We start from the raw sequence: 18,449 nt of genomic DNA on the forward strand, positions 1-18,449 counted from the left end.
ATGCGCACCTATGATGTGATCGTGATTGGCGGCGGACAGAGCGCCCTCGCCACCGCCTATTACCTGCGGCGCAGCGGGCTGCGGTATGTGCTGCTCGACAAAGCGCCCGCCCCCGGCGGGTCCTGGCAGTATTACTGGGACTCTTTGTCGTTATTCTCGCCGGCGCAATACAGCTCATTGCCCGGCGTGCTGATGCCCGGCGGTATGACCTACCCTTCGAAAGAGGCCGTGCTGGCCTATCTGCGCGATTATGAAGCGCGTTATCAATTCCCGGTGATACGGCCGGTAGCCGTATCGGCGGTGCAATATGCGGAAGGGCAATTTCATTTACAAACATCCGGCGGCGATTATCATGCAAGCGCAGTAGTGAGCGCCACCGGCTCTTTTTCGCATCCCTATACGCCAGTGATCGCAGATCGTGCATTGTATAGGGGAGAAGTGATACATGCCTCCGAATACCGCCATGCTGCCGCCTTTGCGGGCAAGCGGGTAGCGGTGGTGGGAGAGGGTAATACCGGTGCGCAGCTGCTGGCTGAATTGTCGGAGGTAGCGCAAACCATCTGGATTACTTTGCAAGCGCCCTCTTTCTTGCCGGATGATATCGATGGCCGTTATTTGTTCGATGTGGCCACACAGCAATATGCTGCGAAGCAGCAGGGGCGCGATTTTACAGCGCCCTCCCTCGGGCGCATCGTGATGGTGCCTGCTGTAAAGGCAGCCCGCAGCCGCGGCGTATATGCCGCCCGGCCAGCCTTTGATGCCTTCTGGGAAAACGGGATCGCCTGGAAGGATGGCGCCCGTGAAATAGTAGATGCCGTGATCTTTTGCACCGGCTATCGCCCTGCATTGGAGCACCTGGCGCCGCTAGGCCTCCGCGATGCGAAAGGGCGCATTGCCACCAATGGCACGCGGGCCGTAGGACAGCCAGGGCTCTGGCTTGTAGGCTATGGCGAGTGGACCGGCTTCGCATCGGCCACGCTGATCGGCGTAGGCCGCTCTGCCCGGAAAACAGTAGAGGAGATTACAGCATTTTTTTCATCATGATATCCGTCTGCCTTTCATCGCCCAATTGGAAGGCATGACTGTCGAAAGCAATGAAGCCATTGCGTTCGTAGAATTTGATGGCCTTGTGGTTCTGGTCCCATACGCCCAGCCATACATAGGTTTTTTGCGCGCTTTGTGCGGCGGCGATCGCCGCTTCGTACAGCAACTGTCCTACACGCTGGCCCTGCCACTGCTGGTGCACATAGATGCGTTCTATTTCCAGCGCTTCCGGCGCCTTCAACTCCGTTTGTGCGTTACCGGTATTAATTTTCAGATAGCCGATCACGTTATCATCTGCAACCGCAAAAAGGAAAGTACTTTCCGGGTTGTCGAGTTCTGCCTGTACCTGTTCGTCGCTGAAACTTTTAGAGAGATATGCTTGCAGGTTTTCCGGTGTGTTCAATGGGCCGAAAGCATCTATGAAAGTCTGGCGGGCAAAAGTCTGTAAGTCGCGCCACTGGGAGCTTTCCACCTTTCTGATCTGAATTGTTTGCATGGTGATAGGTTACAGCGATAAATTTACAGAAATTCTTCCTATCTTGGGATGCTTAAAGATCAAACAATGCGTCATCATCTTTTCTCCACACCTCCGCCGGTTGCACTGCAGGCAAAATAACCTGTCAGCTCAGCTGCGTGAATAACATGTTTGACCGCGTCTGACGGCCTGGTTGTTTTTGCATGCATGTTTTCGAACCATGTATCTTCTTCTTAAAAACAACCGGAAAAATAAATGAACAGATATATCTGGATGGTCTTTGCCGGCGCATGCAGCTTCGGCATACTGTCAACTTTTGTGAAACTGGCCTATCGCCAGGGATATACGGCTGCGGAAATATCCGTATCGCAGGCGTTTACAGGCATGCTGGCCCTTGGATTACTGGCCTTGTTATTCGATCGTCAGCCGCAGCCTTTTTACCGGCGCAAGGTGCAATGGCCGCTGCTTTTCACGGGTATGAGCATCGGGCTCACCACCTTTGTGTACTATGTATCAGTGAAATATATCCCTGCTTCGGTGGCGATCGTGATCCTGATGCAGTTCACCTGGATAGGCATATTGCTCGACTGGCTCCTCTTTAAAAAGAAACCGGGTATGGGGCAGGTATTGATCACGGGGATGATACTGGCCGGTACGGCCCTCTCGGGCGGATTTACGGGCAAAGCCGCATCAGGACTGTCTTTGGTGGGTATCGGATACGCGTTGTTATCTGCTTTGTTGTACGCCATCTATATTGTGGCTAACAGCCGCACGGGGCATTCGGTGCATCCTTTGCGTAAAAGCGCGGTGATGATGTGCGGCGCTACGCTGGGTATCTTTCTCGTGAATAGCCCGGTATTATTAACCAGCACACATTTCAATATGGAGCTCTTGAAATGGGCTTTGTTCCTGGCTTTGTTCGGTACGGTAATACCACCGGTGCTATTTGCACAGGGTATCCCGAAAACCGGCGCTGGCACGGCCGCCATCGTGATGACGGCGGAACTGCCGGTAGCAGTGATTTGTTCTCACCTGGTATTACAGGAACAGGTAACGGTATGGCAATGGGTGGGAGTGGCAGTGATGTTGCTATCGATCGCGTTGTTGTATCGTAGCAAATAAAAAAAGGGCGCCGGATTACGGCGCCCTTTCAAATTTTTACTGTTTGTTGTAGTCAAAATTGACCATCCAGTTAACGCCGAATTTGTCCGTGAGCATCCCGAAATAGGCGCCCCATGGTGCATCGCTGATGGGCATGGTTACTTTGCCGCCGTCAGCAAGTCCGTTGAAGATCTGGTCCGCCTGATCTTTTGTATCAGGAGAAACAGCCACTGAGTAGTTGTTGCCAACATTCAGCGGACCGAAAGTTGAGGGGCTGTCGCTACCCATGAGAATGGTGTTGTTACCAATAGGAAGCGCAACGTGCATTACCAGGTTTTCTTCGCCCGGGCCGTAGTGTTCGGCCGGCATCTCACTGAAGCGTGACAGTGTGAGGAAATCGCCGCCGAATACGGATTTGTAAAGGCCGAAAGCCTCTTCGCAGGAACCTCCGAAAGTAAGATAAGGATTAACTGCCGCCATGTTGATGTGGTTTGAGATGTGAATGATTGAAATTAGCTTTGTAAAAATAGCACCTTCACTGCAAAAATACGCTGGCTGAAAGCGCCATTATCAGGGGGGATTAGGGTATTTAAGATTAATTTTACGTTAAAGCCATTATTGTGGACGCCGATATCCATACACGCTACCGCTCCGATCTCTATAACATCCTTGACTTCCGTTGCCGCTGCACGGATTGCAGAACATCGCGCCCGGAAACTTCGGCAGCTTTCTGCATCAGTTTCGTACGCAAAGGGAATTTTCTTTTCAACGTATTCCGGCGTTCGCTTGATTCTTACACAGGTTGCGTACTCATTACCAAACCGGAATATGAGCGCACCGTAACGCACACGCATGCCGTTCCGGATGAATGCACCATTTTTGAACTGAAGCCCGAAGGGTATGCCATGATCCTCGATCACTATGGCCGCACCAGTTTTTTCCGTAACCCGGACATCCATTCCACGCTGCATTTCAGCGATCCCGCACTGGAATATTTACATGCCTGTATCTTGTCGCTCGTGCAGGCAGGCAACCGCGACCGCCTCCATATTGATCAGTTGGTGATGGATATGATCCACACGGTATTGGGCAATATTACCGACTACCAGGTGAACGAAAAAGTGACGGCCCGCCTGAAGAGAAATCATCTTGGCACCATCGAAAAAGCGAAGGCTTATCTCACTGAAAATTTTGTGCAGGATATTTCTTTGCAGGAGATGGCTACGCATTGCCATGTAAGCCCTTTTCATTTCAGCCGTTTGTTCAAAGCATTTACCAGGGTATCACCGCATCAATTTCTATTGGCTGTGCGCTTGAAAAATGCCGCTGTCTTTTTACATAATACGCATATGCCTGTAGCAGATATTGGTTATGCTTCCGGCTTCAATAGCGTAGAACACTTTGTGGCGGCCTTCCGGCAGCATTATCATTGTACGCCTACGTATTTCCGTCAGCAAAATAAAATGAGCAGGATTTCTTAGTTACCTGCCGTTTACGCCAGCTAGTTTTGTGATACAAATAAATCATTAACGATGAAATCACAATTATTAAAAGCGCTGGAAAACTCCCGTCAGTACACGCTTGCAGTTGCCGCTGCCATGCCTGAAAAGCAATACCATTACAAACCGGTACCGGATGCCTTCAGCTTCAAAGAGCTGATGACCCACATCGGTTATGGTATCCACTGGTGGGAAGAAAACACCATCCGCAGCCAGGAATCCGCCTGGGAGCCACCTGCCGCCAAGAAGAAAACCGAGGCAATCCAATACCTCGACGAAGCCTACCAACACCTCCAACAATCCATCCAGCAACACGAAGCCACTCCCGCCCTGGTAGACGCTTTCCACAACACCCTCAGCCACATCACCCACCACCGTGGCCAGGCCGTCACTTATCTGCGCAGCAATGGTATCACTCCTCCGGAGTACGCGTATTGATGTTGCTCATGATTATATGATTAAAAGGATTACCAGGATTTTCGAATTTTTTGATTTACGGATTTTTTGATTTAATTGAAGCGGAGATAATAACATTATTCGTCTTCGCTTCAATTAAATCAAAAAATCCGTAAATCAAAAAATTCGAAAATCCTGGTAATCCTTTTAATCATATAATCATGAGTACCTACAATGCGCTATACACCGCCGCCTTGAACTCGTCGCCAATGGAGAACCAGGGCGATAAATATTCCTGTGTCATCAGGAGGCCGATGAGGCCTTCATGGGGATCGGCCCAGCCGTGGGTGTTGAAGGCGCCGCCCCAGCCAAAGGAGCCGATGGTGAGCGGGGAGCCATAATCATTGGCGGGCGTTTCGAGCGCGAAGCCAAGACCGAATGCGAAATCGTCGGGCTGCGGCGGGAGCGGAGAAACGTGCATGCGTGGCGTGAGTTGGTTGGTGAGCATCAGTGCAATCGTTTTTTTACTGAGCAAACGTTTGCCTTTGAATACGCCTTCGTTCAGGAACAGGGTGTAAAAATTGGAGAGGTCTGCCGCGGTGGAAACGATGCCTGCACCGCCGGAAAGATAGGTGCCATGCAGGTTTGGGAATAACGGGTCTACTCCTTCATAGATCGGGTGGGTGACCTGCTGAAGACCTTCAGGTGTGCTTTCGTACAAGGTGGCCAGGCGCGATTGTTTGTCGGCCGGCAGATGGAAATAGGTATCGTGCATCTCGAGCGGTGTAAATACCCGCTGTTGCAGGAATACGTCAAGAGGTTGGCCGCTCCATATTTCGATGAGGTATCCTAATAGATCGGTGTTGAGGCCATAGGTGAAAGCCTCGCCGGGATCGTGTTGCAGCGGGAGGGTAGCCAGCCGCTCCATCTTTTCTTTGAGCGTGGAGGCGGTGGTGCCGATGCCGGAAGGTACGCCAGCCTGATCATAGATATGTTGCATGATAGTGTCGCTGAAGATGGCAGCATAGGCAATGCCGGAAGTATGCCGGAGCAGGTCGCGCACCGTGATCTCGCGACTGGCGGACCTGGTGGTGTAGCTGCCTTGCTGCTGATTGTAAGATACCAATACTTTCGGATGCTTAAACGCAGGAATGTAGTTGGAGATAGGATCATCCAGCAAGAACTTCCCTTCTTCATATAACATCATTGCGGCGGTGGTAGTGAGGGCTTTGGATTGCGAGGCGATCCTGAACAGCTGGTTATCCTGCATACGTTTGCGTGCAGCGATATCGGCATAGCCGAATGATTTCTGATAGATGACTTTTCCATTTTTGATGAGCAGGGCAGTGGCGCCGGAAATATGCTGCGCCGCTATGTGGCGGTTAATCAGGCTGTCGATGAGCGCTGGTCTGCCAAGGCCTTTTTCCTGTGCAAAGGTGGTGGCGCTGATGAAGGCAGCGGCTATAATATTGACAATCGTTTTCATCTCTTTTTCGTTTTGAGGAAACAAAGTTGAAGGCTTTATTCGTATAAATAAAATAGAATGAATTATAGGAATCTATAAAATTATTTATAGTTTCGTGCTATGGTAAATCTTGAATGGTTCCGCACCTTTAAAGCGATCTATCGCACCGGCACGCTCACCGGCGCCGCGCAGGAGCTGCTGATATCGCAGCCCAACGTGAGTCAGCACCTGTCGTCGCTGGAAGCGCATGTGGGCAAACAGTTGTTTGAACGACAACCGCGCCGCATGGTGCCTACGGAGTATGGCAAATTGTTTTACAACCAGGTGATCAGCGCGCTGGAAAAACTGGAGAATGTGGAAGCGGAATTTCGCTATGTCAGTGGTTCTAATGTACCGCTCACCTGTATCGGCCTGCCGAAAGAATATTTCTATACTGTACTGGCGCCGGAACTTTGCCAGGCGCCGGCCAACCTGGTATTTGAGTTTGGCCACACCAAACAGTTGCTGGAAAAGCAATTGAAAGGTGCGCCGGTATTCGTGGTGGCCACGCATACGAGTAATGATAAAGAGCTGGTGTTTGAACCGATCCGCGAAGAGCGCTTTGTATTGGTAGGCAGCGCGCAACTCAATACCAAAGCGTTCGACAAACACCTCGCTGCGGGAGATATGGAGCAGGTGGAAGCCTGGTTATGCGCCCAGCAATGGTTTGTGTACAGCAGCGATTTTCCTGTCATACGGCGCTTCTGGCTGGCGAACTTCAAAAAACGGCCAGCGATCAAACCCCGCTTTGTGATACCGGATTACAATGCGATCCTTAAAGGCATCAGCTGCGGCACAGCGGTAACGATTGCATCGGATTACCTGGTGAAGGAGCTGGTAAAAGAAAAGAAACTGAAAGTGCTGTGGAAGGGAGAACAGCCCGCCACCAATACGCTGTATCTATCGTATAACAAACAACATACAACTACAGAACAGCTGGAGATGATGCGGAAATTGTTAAAGATTAAGTAAGTTCATCGCGGGTAATAGCGTGGAAGAGGTTTTGCAGCTGATGTACATGCGACAGTGGCCGGCCATAGGGCACCAGGCCAAGCGGACAATCCGTCATCGGTTGGAAGCTGCCATTCTTTTCAAGGCGTACATGCACGCTGTTAAGGCGGTTGTATTTCAGGGAGTATACCAGGGGATCTTCGTTGTGTGAGGGGTCGCCGGCGATGAAGCCGAAACGTTCCAGCCATGCGGTATCCAGCAATACGGGATTGGCTTTGCGGCAAGGTATCTTGCTCAGGGGCAGCCCGCTGTTATAGATGTAGCCTTGCCATACGCCTTCCACAACAAAGACGCTTTCGTCCATGTTGTAATCGAAATAAGCAACTAAATTGCCTGTGCGGATATCTGATTCTTCTATCATGCTGATAATATCTCCCTAACAAAATAATAAATAAAAGCGTTTTGATCATCACCCTTGAACTGGCGGCTGCGCAACAACAATATTTCAATGCTTTACGGGAACAATATTTCCCGGCGCACGCCAATTACCTGGATGCGCATATTACGTTATTTTACCGGCTGCCCGAACAGGAGCCGGCCATCCCTGCGATGTTGACGGATTTTGCGCGCCGCCCGCCCTTCGAATTGCTGGTAGACCAGGTGTACAGCTTTGGCCCTGGCGTTGCTTTCGGCTTGCTGAGCCCCGAGCTGATGGCGCTGCACACCGCCATGCAGGCGGCTTTCCAGCCATGGCTGCTGCATCGGGATCAACAGCCGCTGCGCCCCCATATCACTATTCAGAACAAAGTAACAGCCTTTAAGGCGCAACAGCTCTGCAGCCAGTTGCAACAGCATTTTACGCCTTTTCGTATAGCGGCTACCGGTATCGCTAGCTGGCGCTACCTCAAAGGTCCGTGGAAACGGTTGCATGATTATCCTTTTTATTTCAGCTGAAATAGATTATCTTGGATAGTATGCAGAGAGACTTTACCTGTCTTTTGATTGATGACGACCTGGACGACCAGGAGCAATTTGTGCTGGCGATGGAATCTCTCAGCCACAATATCCGCTGTGTGATGGCCAGTGATGGTGAGCAAGGCATCCGCTGGCTCAAGGAGCACCGTGAGACTTTGCCGGATATTATCTTCCTCGATCTTAACATGCCCCGCATGACTGGCAAAGAATGTTTGCGGGCCATCCGTCAGCTACCACATCTCAGCAGCGTGCCGGTGATCATCTTCTCCACCTCATCTGAACAGCGCGATATGCAAGAGACGCAGCAGATGGGCGCCGCCGGCTACCTCGTGAAATACACCAGCATGAACGCTCTCGTCACTGCCTTGAAAAAGGTGATCGAAGAGCAAGGCGTGCTGCGCATCCCGGAATAAATCAAACCGATCATATGAACCAGCTCGATCTCTTTGTTGCCACCGCATTGAAATCATGGCAGCTGCAAATAAGCAGGGCCACCCAGACTTTTGACAAGCTCACCGACAAACAGTTATATCTTGAAGTAGCACCCGGGCGCAACCGTGTGATCTATCTCCTGGGCCACCTCACCGCCGCGCATGATCACCTCTTTCCTTTGCTGGGCCTGGGCGACCGCCTGTACCCTGAACTCGAGCGCGCTTTCATCCGCACGCCCGACCGTACGGTAGACCCGCTGCCCGCACCGCAAGTCCTGCGCGATGCCTGGCGCCATGTCAATGCCAAGCTGGAGGAGGCCTTTCATCAACTGCCCGCAGATGCCTGGCTGGAACGCCATACCCAGGTGTCGGAAGACGATTTCCAGAAAGAACCACATCGTAACCGTATCAATGTACTGTTCTCCCGTATTGCGCACGTAGGCTATCACACCGGACAAATAATGTTGCTGCATGCAAATGAATAGAATCATGTATATTTGTTGAATAGACAGACTAGTCTGTCTATTCAACAAATATACATGACCATGGAACAGAAACATCCGCTTCCGCCGTTCACACTGGAAACAGCGCGGCAAAAAGTACAGCTGGCAGAAGATGCCTGGAACTCCCGCGACCCGCAACGGGTGGCGCTGGCATATACAACTGATACAGAATGGCGTAACCGCGACCGCTTTATAAATGGCCGTCAGGAAGTGATACAATTCCTCACCGAAAAATGGGAACGCGAACTGGATTATAAACTCCGGAAAGAATTATGGGCCTTCACTGATAACCGCATCAGCGTGCGATTTGAATACGAATGGCACGATGCCGCCGGTAACTGGTACCGTTCTTACGGCAACGAGCAATGGGAATTTGATGCCAATGGCCTGATGAAGAGGCGCTATGCCTCGATCAACGACCTGCGCATCGATCCGGCCGACAAACGAATAGTATAGTATGAAAGCAAAGGCGCATCCGAAAGATCGTATCCTGGAAACCGCTGCCAGGCTGTTTTATGAGCAGGGCTACCAGGCCACCGGCATCAATCAGCTCATCGATGAAGCGGGAGTGGCCAAAGCCAGTTTATATCAGTATTTTGAAAGCAAGGAAGCGCTGTGCGCGGCCTTCCTGCAACAAAGGCATGCGCAGTGGTTTGCAGGCCTGCGCGCATTTACAGAAAAGCCTCGTAAGCCGAAAGCGAAGGTGCTGGCGGCTTTCGACTTTCTGCATCATATGAACGAGCAGGAAAATTACCGTGGCTGCGCCTTTCTGAATGTGCTATCGGAGATCACAGAAAAAGAGGATAGCCTGTTGCAGATCATCCGGCAGCACAAGCAGGAGTTGAAAGATTATCTCGCTGCCTTGCTGGCCGGACAAAAGCCATCCCTGAAAGATCACGTGTACCTGCTCTTTGAAGCGGCGCTGGTGGAAAGCCAGGTATTCCGGCAGCAATGGCCGGTAACGGAGGCGAAGAAAGTAGTGGCCGGCCTGCTCGCTTAGGCGCTCTGTGCGGGCATTTCACGGCTCACGTAACCAATGAACTGCCAGATCTCCAATACTTCGTTCATATTTACGTTAAAAGGATCATAGGCGGTATTGAGCGAGTGCAAACGCAGCGTGCCGTCCTTTTTCATGTTATTATCTACCAGTTTAAAAACAATATCTTCTTCTCCACCGCGTAAGATCAATACGCAGGGAACATCTTTTTTGATACGGCTCCAATCATCTACGTACTGCGCAATCACATGGCTGCCATCAGGGATGGGCAGCATGCTGTCGCCGCTCACGGGGAACATTCGCACCGTTTTGCCCCTGGGCATGCCCGGCAGCGTGAAACGTGGCAGCTCCGCAATAAAGGCAGGATCGCTGAAACCCGCGCGGTAGCCCGCCTGCGCGCTTACCGGCACAAATTCCATGTTCTCTTCATTATCACTGTTTACCGTGATCGGTAAAATACGTATATGCTTGCCCGTTATATCCAAGGGACCAGCTGTTTCCAGTTCGAATAATTGTTGCTCATCCAGCTGTGAAAGATCGGTGCGGATCAGGTGGTCAATGGAGATGTTGAAATAGGCAGAGAAGCGTACCTGGTCGTCCATTTTAGGGTTTTTCGTTTTCCCGCTTTCCTGCGTATAGATCCTGCTTTGCCGGATGCCGGTAGCCGCTGCCAGCTGGCGCTGTGTCAGGTTTTTGCGTTGGCGTAAAAATCTCAGGTTAGCGGCCCAGCAGAAAGAAACTTGATCCATAATTTAAAATAGTAATATATAAAATGCAGGCGCAAATGTAGTGCAATTAAATGAAAGACCGCTGCTGGCCTGCTTGCTTATATGCCCGGAATTTTGTAATATTAGGTGTTAGTAACCCCAAAAAATAGACCCCTTTATGAGTTTCACTTCCATCCCCATTGTGGCTACGGCTATTGCCATTGTCATCAGCTGGGCGTTGTTCGCGATCCTCTGCAGCCTCATACAGGAAGGCATTGCACAGATCAAGGCAGAACGGGGCCGTTTCATGAAACATTACCTGCTGCAACAATTGCAGGATTTTCCGAACGGCGTCAACTGGGCCTCTCTGCTGTATTTGCACGGATCTGTTGACCTGCTGAGCCGCGCGCACAACAAACCCACCAGCGAAATCACCCCGCGCCTTTTTGCAGAAACACTGATCGACGTGGTTGGTAAATCGCAGATCGTTCAGAAAGACAGCAACCTGGTCAGCCAGTTCGTGGGCTATCAGCATCCAACGCTCGCCAGCTTCAAATCCGCCACCATGCTGCTCAATCCCAGCGATGTGGTCACCCTTTTCCGCCAGGCCCTCAACAGCGCCGAACTGAGCGCCGTGCCCAGAAGAGGAGAACCGCTTAACGAAACGCTCATCTACAGCAACCTGGTCGCCAACCTCGAAAGCTGGTATGCCGACTTCACCGGCCGGCTCAACATCTGGTATAAAAAGAAGACGAGATACTGGCTGTTTTTCATCGGCATTATCACCGGCACCCTCCTGAATGTAGACACGGTGCAGCTTTTCACCTACTACCTGCACGAGCCCGCGGCACGGCAGGTGATGATCTCCTATTACGAAAAAGATTCTTCCACGCTCACAGCATACGCGCAAAGACTGGACACTGCCGGACTTTCGCGCAATGTGGACTCCGTACGGAATGATATTAAAAACTATACCCACAACATGCAGCAACTCATTACGGAAGCTACGCTGCCCGTTGGCTGGGAATATAATATCTTCCATCAGGCGCGTTTCGTGAAGCCGGGAACACGTACTTCTTTTTATAGCTGGAAGATCATAGGACTATTGCTCACCGGCTTCGCGGCCAGTCTGGGCGCGCCTTTCTGGTTCGACCTCCTGCGCCGCGCCTATTCCAAAAAAGTTTAAATTCTGAACCTCATGCCTTACTATAATGTTCATACCCATATCTTCACCATGAACAATGCGCCACGCCGTTTCCTGCACCTCTACCTGCCGGATGCCGTGGCCGACCTGGTGGACAAGATCACCAATACTTCTTCCGGTACCGCCGTTGTGCAAAGGCTGCTGTCGTGGTTCGGCGGTAATGGTGGCAAACGCTACGCCAGCTTCCTGCAGATCGGCAAAAGCAAAAATCAGCGCGAAGTATTTGAAGATCTCAAACAACGCTACGATGACGATACCCTCGCTTTCATCGCGCTCACCATGTTCATGGAAAAATGCGGCGCCGATACTTCTGGCTCCGGCTATGAAGGCCAGCTGGAAGAGATCATACAGGTGAAACGCGAATATCCCGATCGCCTCTTTGTTTTCATGGGCATCGATCCGCGCTGGAAACTTACCGGCCACGAGCTGCGCACTACCGTAGAATCTTATTTTGAAAGAAAGATCAACGTAACCGCCACCCGCTCGGTATATCCTTTCATCGGCCTCAAACTCTATCCCTGCATGGGTTTCTATCCTTTCGATGAAAGATTGAAAGAGACCTTTGAATGGGCGCAGGATAATGGTGTGCCGATCATCAGCCATTGCAATTATCTCGGCGGTATTTACAATAATGATGAAAGTTATATCCAGTCGAGCCTCAACCCCGTAGATCCTTACAGCGGCAGCACTTACAGCGCGCCTAAATATATAAGCGATGCCAATCGTCTGAGCTGGATCATGGGCAAATACCGCTCTACCAACAACATGCGCTCCTGCTCTTATTTTATGGAGCCGGCCAGTTATATCTCCATGCTGAAGAGCTTTGAAGAGCGCTTCGAAAAAATGCACCTGAAAGATGACCTGAAGATGTGCCTGGCGCATTTCGGCGGTGGCAACGAGATACTCGCCAAACCTACCGATATACCTTACGGCGTAGCCGGTGTGAACTGGTACAACCAGGTGCAGGCCATGCTCACGCGCTTCCCACAGCTCTACACAGATGTATCTTACGCAATCTACGACAGCAAGATCTTCGATACCGTTTATGATGAGCTGAACAAACCATATGGCGACCGTATCCTTTTCGGCACTGATTTCTTCCTCACAGAAAGAGAGCAGCCGGAGAAGAGCACGTTCTCCAACTTCCGGAAATACGCTGCCGGCAAGCCTTTGACGAACCATAACAATGTAGACGCCTTTGATCAGATCGCGCAACATAATATAGAGCGCTTCCTGCAAAGCAAATATTTCTGAAACATACTGTTTAGCCGGGAATGATTACATTTGCCCGTCTAAACCAGATCCATGGCCCACCGCTATTTTATTGTGCATAAGCCGTACCGGATGGTATCGCAGTTTGTAAGCCCCGACAAGGTGCGGCTGCTGGGCGATCTCGATTTTGATTTCCCCGAAGGGACGCATGCCGTGGGCCGGCTGGATAATCATTCCGAAGGCCTGCTGCTGTTAACAACCAACAAAAAAGTAACGCAGCTGTTATTCCAGGGCACGGCGCCGCATACACGAACTTATCTCGTAAAGGCCAAGCATGTGATCAAACCGGAGAGCGTGCAGCGCCTGCGCGATGGCATCGGCATCCCTGCCGGGCCGGGAGAGCTATACCATACAAAGCCTTGCCATGTAGAGGTGGTGCCCAGGCCCGAAGGATTGCAGCTGCGCGAGGCAGAGATAGAATACAGTTCTTATGAATGCACCTGGCTGAAGATCACACTTACCGAAGGGCGGTACCACCAGGTACGAAAAATGCTGGAAGCCATCCGCCACCGCTGCCTCCGGCTGATACGGTTGTCCATCGAATCCATTGAGCTGGGCGACCTGTTGCCGGGAGAGGTAAGGGAGATGCCGGAAGATATTTTCTTCCAACAATTGAAAATAGATGATTACCGTTGATGAGATGATATGATGAGACGATTTTTATCCGGTTTGTTGTGCTGCCTCCTGCTGATGAGCGGAGCAGCGCGGGCCACGGACGAAAGACTGGCCTCCACCCTCGATTCACTGCAAGCGCCCCAGCGGGAGCTGCTTTACCAGTATGCTACTTTACGCCATTATGCACAGGCAGGAGATGCTGCGGCTTTTCTGCAACAGCACCGGCATGCGATGCCATCATTGCCAGACAGTGTGCTGGCGCAGCTTTCAGAAGAGCTGTTGCAAAACAGCCAGCTGGTATACGAAGTGAAGAAACCTTCGCGTATCCAGGCGCTGAGGGGCGTGTTCACCACTTCGCGATTGTTGCTGGGCCTTGCGGCGCTGGTGGCGGCATGGTCGCTCATTCACCTGTTATTACGTTACTGGGGCCGTATCCGCGAGGCGCTGATCCGCTGGTTTGCGCCCTTGTTCCGCATCCTTTTCTCACCTAGGCTGCTCACCTGGGAACTGCTGCTGCTGGGCCTCGCAGGCATCCTCTTTGGTTACCGTATAGCCGATACCGTTATACGCACCATTGTGATACATACCGGCATCTATGTATGCTGGGCGCAGCTGGTAGCGCTGTTTACCGGCCGCTATATCATCAATCGTTACCTGCAAAAGATAGAAGACACCTGGCGTGGCGGGCAGGCCCGGGAAATATTGCTGGAACTGAGTTTGCCGGCGCTCTTCACCACCGCAGCCATGGGCTGGGTGATGGCGCATTGTGCAGACAGCTGGTACGGTTACGAGATCGTGGCGCCGGCTCTCATTGCCTTGTGCAGCCCTTTAATGATCTACCCGATATATACTTATGCAAGCCGGGTATTACTGCCGGTAACCAATACTTCCAGGGAAGATTACCGGCGCTTGTCGGCAACTACGCTCGTTGTTTTGCTGATGTGGATGGCACTGGTTTATGCGCCGGTATTGTTGCCTGCGCCGCTCACGGCCCTGAGCGTGGTGCTGGTATGTTTATTAGTGGTATTGTCGCTGGACAAGATCAGCAATGGCCCGCGTTGGGTATATATTTACATACAGGCGTTTACGTTAGCCTGGCTGGCAGCCTGTATGCTGGCGGGTACGCAGCTGGGGCTTTCCCTGTTGAGCCGCATAGCGCTTGGCGGCCTGGTGATCTATATCATTTGCAAATACTGGGAAGTGCCGGTATTGTTCGGATGGAGCTGGCGGAACCGGAAGAGCTGGGGCACGCTCGGCATGGCCCTGCTCCTCTGGCTCATCGCTGCTATCATACGCTGGAAGCCCGAATGGTTTGTGCTTTTTTAAGCGCATCGGCTTGCAGGCCGCTGGCTTCGAGCATCAGGTAATGGAGGTCGGTGTTCTTCACAAAGGGGCGTAGCAATTCGCTGCCGGGGCCTGTCATGGCCAGTTCTACAAAGTCGGCCGTATGCTCCATGCCGCCCCAGTTAATAGACGTATAGCCGGCTTGTATCATGGCCAATTCGCGGAAAGGCAGCTTGTGCGGGTTGTACAGGCCTTCTTCACTGAGGTTGGCATAATTTTTCAGCAGGCTGGCGGCTTCAGCGTCGCTGATGGCAATGCCCTGTGCATAGTGGATGCGCTCTATCACGGCTGCCGGCGACTGGCTTTTATTAATACCTTTCAATATCCATTCATTCGTATAGCGATAGTGTTGCACCTGGTCGAAACGGTCATTGGCCTTATCGTTGTAATACAGGCCAGGATTGGCATTACCGTGATCGGTGGTGATGATCACCAGCGTCTGTTGATCTTCTTCCGCAAATTTCAGGGCTACGCCGATGGCATCGTCGAAGGCGAGCTGGTCGTACAGGAGTGCGCCGGCATCGTTGCTATGGGCCGCCCAGTCTACCTTTCCGCCTTCTACCTGCATCACGAAACCATTTTTATTTTGCTTTAGCTGCTGGATGGCGCATTGCGTCATTTCAGCGAGGGTGGGCACCTGTTGTTGCTGGGCTTTTTCCTGGTTGCGGTCCAGCGAAAAGGGAAGGCCATCATCGTGGAATACGCCGAGGATGGGGCGGGTATGTTGTGCCGGTAATTGCAGCATCTCGCTGCGGGATTGCACTACCGTGTAACCCGCGTCTGTATAGCTTTTGAAGAGATCGGTCTTGTCTTTCCGGGTGCTGGCGCTGAAATATTCGGCGCCGCCGCCCATCATCACATCAAAGCGTAAAGGAAGGTATTGGGTGGCTATTTCGGCCATATCGCCGCGGTGGCTGTTGTTGATGCAGAAGCCGGCCGGTGTGGCATGTGTGATAGGAACGGTGGTGACGCAGCCGGTGGCTTTTCCGGCGGCTTTGAATTGTTGGAGGATAGGAGTATGGGAGATGCCATCAGGGCCAACATTCAGGCTGCCATTGTTCACCCGGTGGCCGCCGCCCCATGCAGAGCTGGCCGCCGCCGAATCGGTTACCAGCGAGCTGGCGGAGGCGGTATCCATCAGGGCGCGCACGGCGCGTTGCTGTTCATACAATTGCAGCCAGTGGCTTTGTCTGCCTTCCATGCGGCGGCGCAGGAGGCTGGCCATGCTCAGGGTGCCGTTGCTCATGCCATCGCTCACCATAAAAATGATGTTCTTTGCCACCTGCCCTTTTTTCACAGCCGGAGCTGCGAGGCCGCGCAGCGGCGCTGCCAGCGTAGTGCCGAGCAAGCCTAATGAAGTGTTCCGGAAAAATTCTCTTCTTCTCATAATAATGTTTTCGTTTCGACGGAGTTTTTTTTCACGCAAAGACGCAGAGGAGCAAAGGATCGAAGCGGATTTTAAGCTCGCAGAGGACCGAAGGCCAAAATAAAATATTTATTTATCACATCATCTTCCCGCTCTGCGAGCTTAAAATACGCTTCGATCCTTTGCTCCTCTGCGTCTTTGCGTGAAAACCCTCCACTCGCTTTCATCCAACGAAACTAGCAAAAAGAAAATTAAATGCAACAAAGTTGCAAATTAATTTATTGTTATACCTTTGGCCGATGACAACGGGAATGATCTACTGGAATATTTCGCCGGAAATTTTTCGTATCGGCGGCTTTGCCTTGCGCTACTATAGCCTGTGCTTCATGCTGGCATTCGGCAGCAGCTATGTGCTGTTGTCGTATATCCTTGCCCGTGAGGGAAGGCCGAAAACCTTGCTGGACAGACTATTGATCTATGTAGTGGCAGGCACTTTGCTGGGCGCCAGGTTGGGGCATTGCTTCTTTTATGAATGGAGTTATTTCCGGCGCCACCTCCTGGAGATCATCCTGCCTTTCCGTTGGGAGCAGGGGCATATCGAGTGGACGGGCCTGCAGGGGTTGGCGAGCCATGGCGGCGCTATCGGCATATTGGCGGCGGTGCTTTTGTTCAGCTGGCGTTATCATACCGGCCGCATCTGGCTGCTGGACCGCCTTTCCATCGCGATACCGCTGGCAGGTTGTTTTGTGCGCATCGGGAATTTCTTCAACTCCGAGATCGTAGGATTGCCTTCCAACCTGCCTTGGGCCGTGGTATTTGTGCGCAAGGACCTGGTGCCGAGGCATCCCGCACAGCTGTACGAAGCGCTGGCCTATCTCCTCATCTTCCTGCTGCTCTTCTGCTGGTACCAGCGCGGCCTGGCTTTCCGCAGGCCGGGCGCCTTGTTCGGATGGTTGCTGGTGCTGGTTTTCGACGCACGATTCTTCATAGAATTCGTGAAAGAGAACCAGGAAGCATTTGAAAACGGCCGGCTCCTCAACATGGGGCAGCTCCTGAGTTTGCCCCTGATCGCGGCGGGCATCTTCTTTTTGTTCTATAAAAATAAAAATCATGGGAAAAGTGCAACCAATACGGGTATACCTGCTCACCGGTTTCCTGGGCGCGGGTAAAACCACCGTGCTGAACCGGCTCCTGCAACTGTTCCGGCAGGAGCGTAATATTGTGATCGAAAATGAATTCGGGAAAGTGAACATCGACACTTCGCTGGTGAGTGAAAAGCTCGATCGCATGTACGAACTTACCAGCGGCTGCATCTGTTGCTCGCTGGATCAGGAGTTGTTTGATGTGCTGAACGACGTACTGCTATTGGAACAGCGGCCGCATAACCTTTTCATTGAAACGACCGGCATCGCCGATGCAGGCAGCATTGTAGGCATGTTCCACCTGCCCGATGTGAAAAAACATTTTGAACTGGTGAAAACGATTGCCATCGCCGATGCGGAAAACGTGATCCGTCGCCTGGAACAGGTAGAAGAAACCGGCAAGCAGTTGGTGGCGGCTGATCTCATCGTGATCAATAAGATCCATCAGTTAACAGTGCCGGAATTGGTTGTGCTGCAACAACAATTACAACAGATCAATCCATTGGCGCTGATCACTACATCAAGAGAAGGGGAGATCAGCCTGCGCGACCTCCAGGCGCCGAATGCCGCCATCAGCAAGCCTTCCTTTGCCTTCAGGGGCGTGCAACAGCACAAGTTGAACACGGTGTTGTTTGAATCTGCTGAAGCATTTGATCTCAACCGCCTGCTCTTCGTGCTCGACTTCCATTTCAGCGTATATCCGGACCAGTTATACCGCATCAAGGGCTATGTGCGCATTGCAGGCAGTGAAGGGCGTTTCCTGGTGCAATCCACCGGCAAATACCTCAACATCGTGCCTGCGGGCGAATGGGACGGTCCGCCGGCCTCTGTACTGGTATTCATCGGGCGCGGGCTGAAAACGCCTGCCATACAGCGTATCCTCACGCCGGCATTGCAGACGGGCTCCCTGGCCTGATGCGCCG

At 52.0% G+C, this 18,449-nt stretch carries 22 protein-coding genes; 16 read left to right on the forward strand and 6 right to left on the reverse strand.

Annotation, left to right across the window (positions count from 1 at the left end; translation table 11 throughout):
* A complete protein-coding gene (locus FPG75_RS06730) occupies positions 1 to 1,044 on the forward strand; it encodes an ArsO family NAD(P)H-dependent flavin-containing monooxygenase (protein WP_143306001.1) in 1,044 nt (347 codons plus the stop codon).
* Here FPG75_RS06730 and FPG75_RS06735 read toward each other — a convergent pair.
* Complete coding sequence (locus tag FPG75_RS06735; protein WP_143306002.1) at positions 1,022 to 1,540, reverse strand: GNAT family N-acetyltransferase; 519 nt, start codon at positions 1,538 to 1,540, stop codon at positions 1,022 to 1,024. The two genes, FPG75_RS06730 and FPG75_RS06735, sit on opposite strands and share 23 nt — an antisense overlap.
* Positions 1,541 to 1,774: 234 nt before the next feature.
* Between FPG75_RS06735 and FPG75_RS06740 the strand changes: the two genes are divergently transcribed.
* Positions 1,775 to 2,641, forward strand: coding sequence for an EamA family transporter (locus FPG75_RS06740; RefSeq protein WP_143306003.1), 867 nt, complete (start codon positions 1,775 to 1,777; stop codon positions 2,639 to 2,641).
* Between the two features lie 36 nt (positions 2,642 to 2,677).
* Here FPG75_RS06740 and FPG75_RS06745 read toward each other — a convergent pair whose 3' ends face one another.
* Entirely contained in the window at positions 2,678 to 3,100 is a 423-nt protein-coding gene (locus tag FPG75_RS06745; RefSeq protein ID WP_143306004.1) for a VOC family protein, read from the reverse strand.
* Between the two features lie 140 nt (positions 3,101 to 3,240).
* Here FPG75_RS06745 and FPG75_RS06750 point away from each other — a divergent pair, with 140 nt between their 5' ends.
* On the forward strand, positions 3,241 to 4,101 hold the full coding sequence (locus FPG75_RS06750) for a helix-turn-helix domain-containing protein (RefSeq protein ID WP_143306005.1): 861 nt from the start codon (positions 3,241 to 3,243) through the stop codon (positions 4,099 to 4,101).
* A 51-nt stretch (positions 4,102 to 4,152) separates the two neighbouring features.
* The gene (locus FPG75_RS06755; RefSeq protein ID WP_143306006.1) at positions 4,153 to 4,557 is read left to right on the forward strand and encodes a DinB family protein; all 405 of its coding nucleotides are present in this window, start codon (positions 4,153 to 4,155) and stop codon (positions 4,555 to 4,557) included.
* Positions 4,558 to 4,744: 187 nt separating this feature from the next.
* Here the strand turns inward: FPG75_RS06755 and FPG75_RS06760 are convergent, their stop codons facing one another.
* On the reverse strand, positions 4,745 to 6,001 hold the full coding sequence (locus FPG75_RS06760) for a serine hydrolase domain-containing protein (RefSeq protein WP_143306007.1): 1,257 nt from the start codon (positions 5,999 to 6,001) through the stop codon (positions 4,745 to 4,747).
* A gap of 99 nt (positions 6,002 to 6,100) precedes the next feature.
* On the opposite strand from FPG75_RS06760, the gene FPG75_RS06765 reads away from it, so the two are divergent.
* Complete coding sequence (locus tag FPG75_RS06765) at positions 6,101 to 6,991, forward strand: LysR family transcriptional regulator (protein WP_143306008.1); 891 nt, start codon at positions 6,101 to 6,103, stop codon at positions 6,989 to 6,991.
* On the opposite strand, the gene FPG75_RS06770 is transcribed toward FPG75_RS06765, so the two are convergent.
* Positions 6,984 to 7,391 carry a hypothetical protein gene (locus tag FPG75_RS06770; protein ID WP_143306009.1) on the reverse strand — a complete coding sequence of 136 codons (408 nt, stop codon included), beginning with the start codon at positions 7,389 to 7,391 and terminating at the stop codon, positions 6,984 to 6,986. The genes FPG75_RS06765 and FPG75_RS06770 overlap by 8 nt on opposite strands.
* Before the next feature lie 41 nt (positions 7,392 to 7,432).
* Here FPG75_RS06770 and FPG75_RS06775 point away from each other — a divergent pair, with 41 nt between their 5' ends.
* From FPG75_RS06775 to FPG75_RS06795, 5 genes are read left to right on the forward strand one after another with little or no spacing between them, the layout of a single operon-like run.
* Positions 7,433 to 7,924 (forward strand): 2'-5' RNA ligase family protein, encoded by a 492-nt coding sequence (locus FPG75_RS06775; RefSeq protein ID WP_161596701.1) that lies wholly within the window; start codon positions 7,433 to 7,435, stop codon positions 7,922 to 7,924.
* 20 nt (positions 7,925 to 7,944) lie between these two features.
* Entirely contained in the window at positions 7,945 to 8,358 is a 414-nt protein-coding gene (locus FPG75_RS06780) for a response regulator (protein WP_143306011.1), read from the forward strand.
* Positions 8,359 to 8,372: 14 nt separating this feature from the next.
* On the forward strand, positions 8,373 to 8,861 hold the full coding sequence (locus tag FPG75_RS06785) for a DinB family protein (protein ID WP_143306012.1): 489 nt from the start codon (positions 8,373 to 8,375) through the stop codon (positions 8,859 to 8,861).
* 60 nt (positions 8,862 to 8,921) lie between these two features.
* Positions 8,922 to 9,335: a nuclear transport factor 2 family protein gene (locus FPG75_RS06790; protein ID WP_143306013.1), complete on the forward strand. Its 414-nt coding sequence runs from the start codon at positions 8,922 to 8,924 to the stop codon at positions 9,333 to 9,335.
* A 1-nt stretch (position 9,336) separates the two neighbouring features.
* Positions 9,337 to 9,879, forward strand: coding sequence for a TetR/AcrR family transcriptional regulator (locus FPG75_RS06795; protein ID WP_143306014.1), 543 nt, complete (start codon positions 9,337 to 9,339; stop codon positions 9,877 to 9,879).
* On the opposite strand, the gene FPG75_RS06800 is transcribed toward FPG75_RS06795, so the two are convergent.
* Positions 9,876 to 10,625, reverse strand: a complete 750-nt coding sequence (locus FPG75_RS06800) for an XRE family transcriptional regulator (RefSeq protein ID WP_143306015.1) — start codon at positions 10,623 to 10,625, stop codon at positions 9,876 to 9,878. The two genes, FPG75_RS06795 and FPG75_RS06800, sit on opposite strands and share 4 nt — an antisense overlap.
* 136 nt (positions 10,626 to 10,761) lie before the next feature.
* Here FPG75_RS06800 and FPG75_RS06805 point away from each other — a divergent pair, with 136 nt between their 5' ends.
* From FPG75_RS06805 to FPG75_RS06820, 4 genes are read left to right on the forward strand one after another with little or no spacing between them, the layout of a single operon-like run.
* Entirely contained in the window at positions 10,762 to 11,769 is a 1,008-nt protein-coding gene (locus FPG75_RS06805) for a hypothetical protein (protein ID WP_143306016.1), read from the forward strand.
* A gap of 12 nt (positions 11,770 to 11,781) precedes the next feature.
* Positions 11,782 to 13,041, forward strand: coding sequence for an amidohydrolase family protein (locus FPG75_RS06810; RefSeq protein WP_143306017.1), 1,260 nt, complete (start codon positions 11,782 to 11,784; stop codon positions 13,039 to 13,041).
* A 51-nt stretch (positions 13,042 to 13,092) separates the two neighbouring features.
* Entirely contained in the window at positions 13,093 to 13,695 is a 603-nt protein-coding gene (locus FPG75_RS06815; protein WP_143306018.1) for a pseudouridine synthase, read from the forward strand.
* 9 nt (positions 13,696 to 13,704) lie between these two features.
* Entirely contained in the window at positions 13,705 to 15,000 is a 1,296-nt protein-coding gene (locus FPG75_RS06820; protein WP_143306019.1) for a hypothetical protein, read from the forward strand.
* Here the strand turns inward: FPG75_RS06820 and FPG75_RS06825 are convergent.
* The gene (locus FPG75_RS06825) at positions 14,963 to 16,405 is read right to left on the reverse strand and encodes an alkaline phosphatase (RefSeq protein WP_143306020.1); all 1,443 of its coding nucleotides are present in this window, start codon (positions 16,403 to 16,405) and stop codon (positions 14,963 to 14,965) included. The genes FPG75_RS06820 and FPG75_RS06825 overlap by 38 nt on opposite strands.
* Before the next feature lie 278 nt (positions 16,406 to 16,683).
* Here FPG75_RS06825 and lgt point away from each other — a divergent pair, with 278 nt between their 5' ends.
* Positions 16,684 to 17,553, forward strand: a complete 870-nt coding sequence (gene lgt / locus FPG75_RS06830; protein WP_143306021.1) for a prolipoprotein diacylglyceryl transferase — start codon at positions 16,684 to 16,686, stop codon at positions 17,551 to 17,553.
* Complete coding sequence (locus FPG75_RS06835; protein WP_143306022.1) at positions 17,495 to 18,442, forward strand: CobW family GTP-binding protein; 948 nt, start codon at positions 17,495 to 17,497, stop codon at positions 18,440 to 18,442. Before lgt ends, FPG75_RS06835 begins: the two co-directional genes overlap by 59 nt.
* Positions 18,443 to 18,449: the final 7 nt, after the last annotated feature.

Source organism: Chitinophaga vietnamensis, from assembly GCF_902167635.1.
Taxonomy (GTDB): domain Bacteria; phylum Bacteroidota; class Bacteroidia; order Chitinophagales; family Chitinophagaceae; genus Chitinophaga; species Chitinophaga vietnamensis.

What these genes read in the sequence shown, in the direction of transcription:
- FPG75_RS06730 (WP_143306001.1), top strand. Translation starts at nt 1, where the DNA reads ATGCGCACCTATGATGTGATCGTGATTGGCGGCGGACAGAGCGCCCTC.
- FPG75_RS06735 (WP_143306002.1), bottom strand. Translation starts at nt 1,540, where the DNA reads ATGCAAACAATTCAGATCAGAAAGGTGGAAAGCTCCCAGTGGCGCGAC.
- FPG75_RS06740 (WP_143306003.1), top strand. Translation starts at nt 1,775, where the DNA reads ATGAACAGATATATCTGGATGGTCTTTGCCGGCGCATGCAGCTTCGGC.
- FPG75_RS06745 (WP_143306004.1), bottom strand. Translation starts at nt 3,100, where the DNA reads ATGGCGGCAGTTAATCCTTATCTTACTTTCGGAGGTTCCTGCGAAGAG.
- FPG75_RS06755 (WP_143306006.1), top strand. Translation starts at nt 4,153, where the DNA reads ATGAAATCACAATTATTAAAAGCGCTGGAAAACTCCCGTCAGTACACG.
- FPG75_RS06760 (WP_143306007.1), bottom strand. Translation starts at nt 6,001, where the DNA reads ATGAAAACGATTGTCAATATTATAGCCGCTGCCTTCATCAGCGCCACC.
- FPG75_RS06765 (WP_143306008.1), top strand. Translation starts at nt 6,101, where the DNA reads ATGGTAAATCTTGAATGGTTCCGCACCTTTAAAGCGATCTATCGCACC.
- FPG75_RS06770 (WP_143306009.1), bottom strand. Translation starts at nt 7,391, where the DNA reads ATGATAGAAGAATCAGATATCCGCACAGGCAATTTAGTTGCTTATTTC.
- FPG75_RS06780 (WP_143306011.1), top strand. Translation starts at nt 7,945, where the DNA reads ATGCAGAGAGACTTTACCTGTCTTTTGATTGATGACGACCTGGACGAC.
- FPG75_RS06785 (WP_143306012.1), top strand. Translation starts at nt 8,373, where the DNA reads ATGAACCAGCTCGATCTCTTTGTTGCCACCGCATTGAAATCATGGCAG.
- FPG75_RS06790 (WP_143306013.1), top strand. Translation starts at nt 8,922, where the DNA reads ATGGAACAGAAACATCCGCTTCCGCCGTTCACACTGGAAACAGCGCGG.
- FPG75_RS06795 (WP_143306014.1), top strand. Translation starts at nt 9,337, where the DNA reads ATGAAAGCAAAGGCGCATCCGAAAGATCGTATCCTGGAAACCGCTGCC.
- FPG75_RS06800 (WP_143306015.1), bottom strand. Translation starts at nt 10,625, where the DNA reads ATGGATCAAGTTTCTTTCTGCTGGGCCGCTAACCTGAGATTTTTACGC.
- FPG75_RS06805 (WP_143306016.1), top strand. Translation starts at nt 10,762, where the DNA reads ATGAGTTTCACTTCCATCCCCATTGTGGCTACGGCTATTGCCATTGTC.
- FPG75_RS06810 (WP_143306017.1), top strand. Translation starts at nt 11,782, where the DNA reads ATGCCTTACTATAATGTTCATACCCATATCTTCACCATGAACAATGCG.
- FPG75_RS06815 (WP_143306018.1), top strand. Translation starts at nt 13,093, where the DNA reads ATGGCCCACCGCTATTTTATTGTGCATAAGCCGTACCGGATGGTATCG.
- FPG75_RS06820 (WP_143306019.1), top strand. Translation starts at nt 13,705, where the DNA reads ATGATGAGACGATTTTTATCCGGTTTGTTGTGCTGCCTCCTGCTGATG.
- FPG75_RS06825 (WP_143306020.1), bottom strand. Translation starts at nt 16,405, where the DNA reads ATGAGAAGAAGAGAATTTTTCCGGAACACTTCATTAGGCTTGCTCGGC.
- lgt (WP_143306021.1), top strand. Translation starts at nt 16,684, where the DNA reads ATGACAACGGGAATGATCTACTGGAATATTTCGCCGGAAATTTTTCGT.
- FPG75_RS06835 (WP_143306022.1), top strand. Translation starts at nt 17,495, where the DNA reads ATGGGAAAAGTGCAACCAATACGGGTATACCTGCTCACCGGTTTCCTG.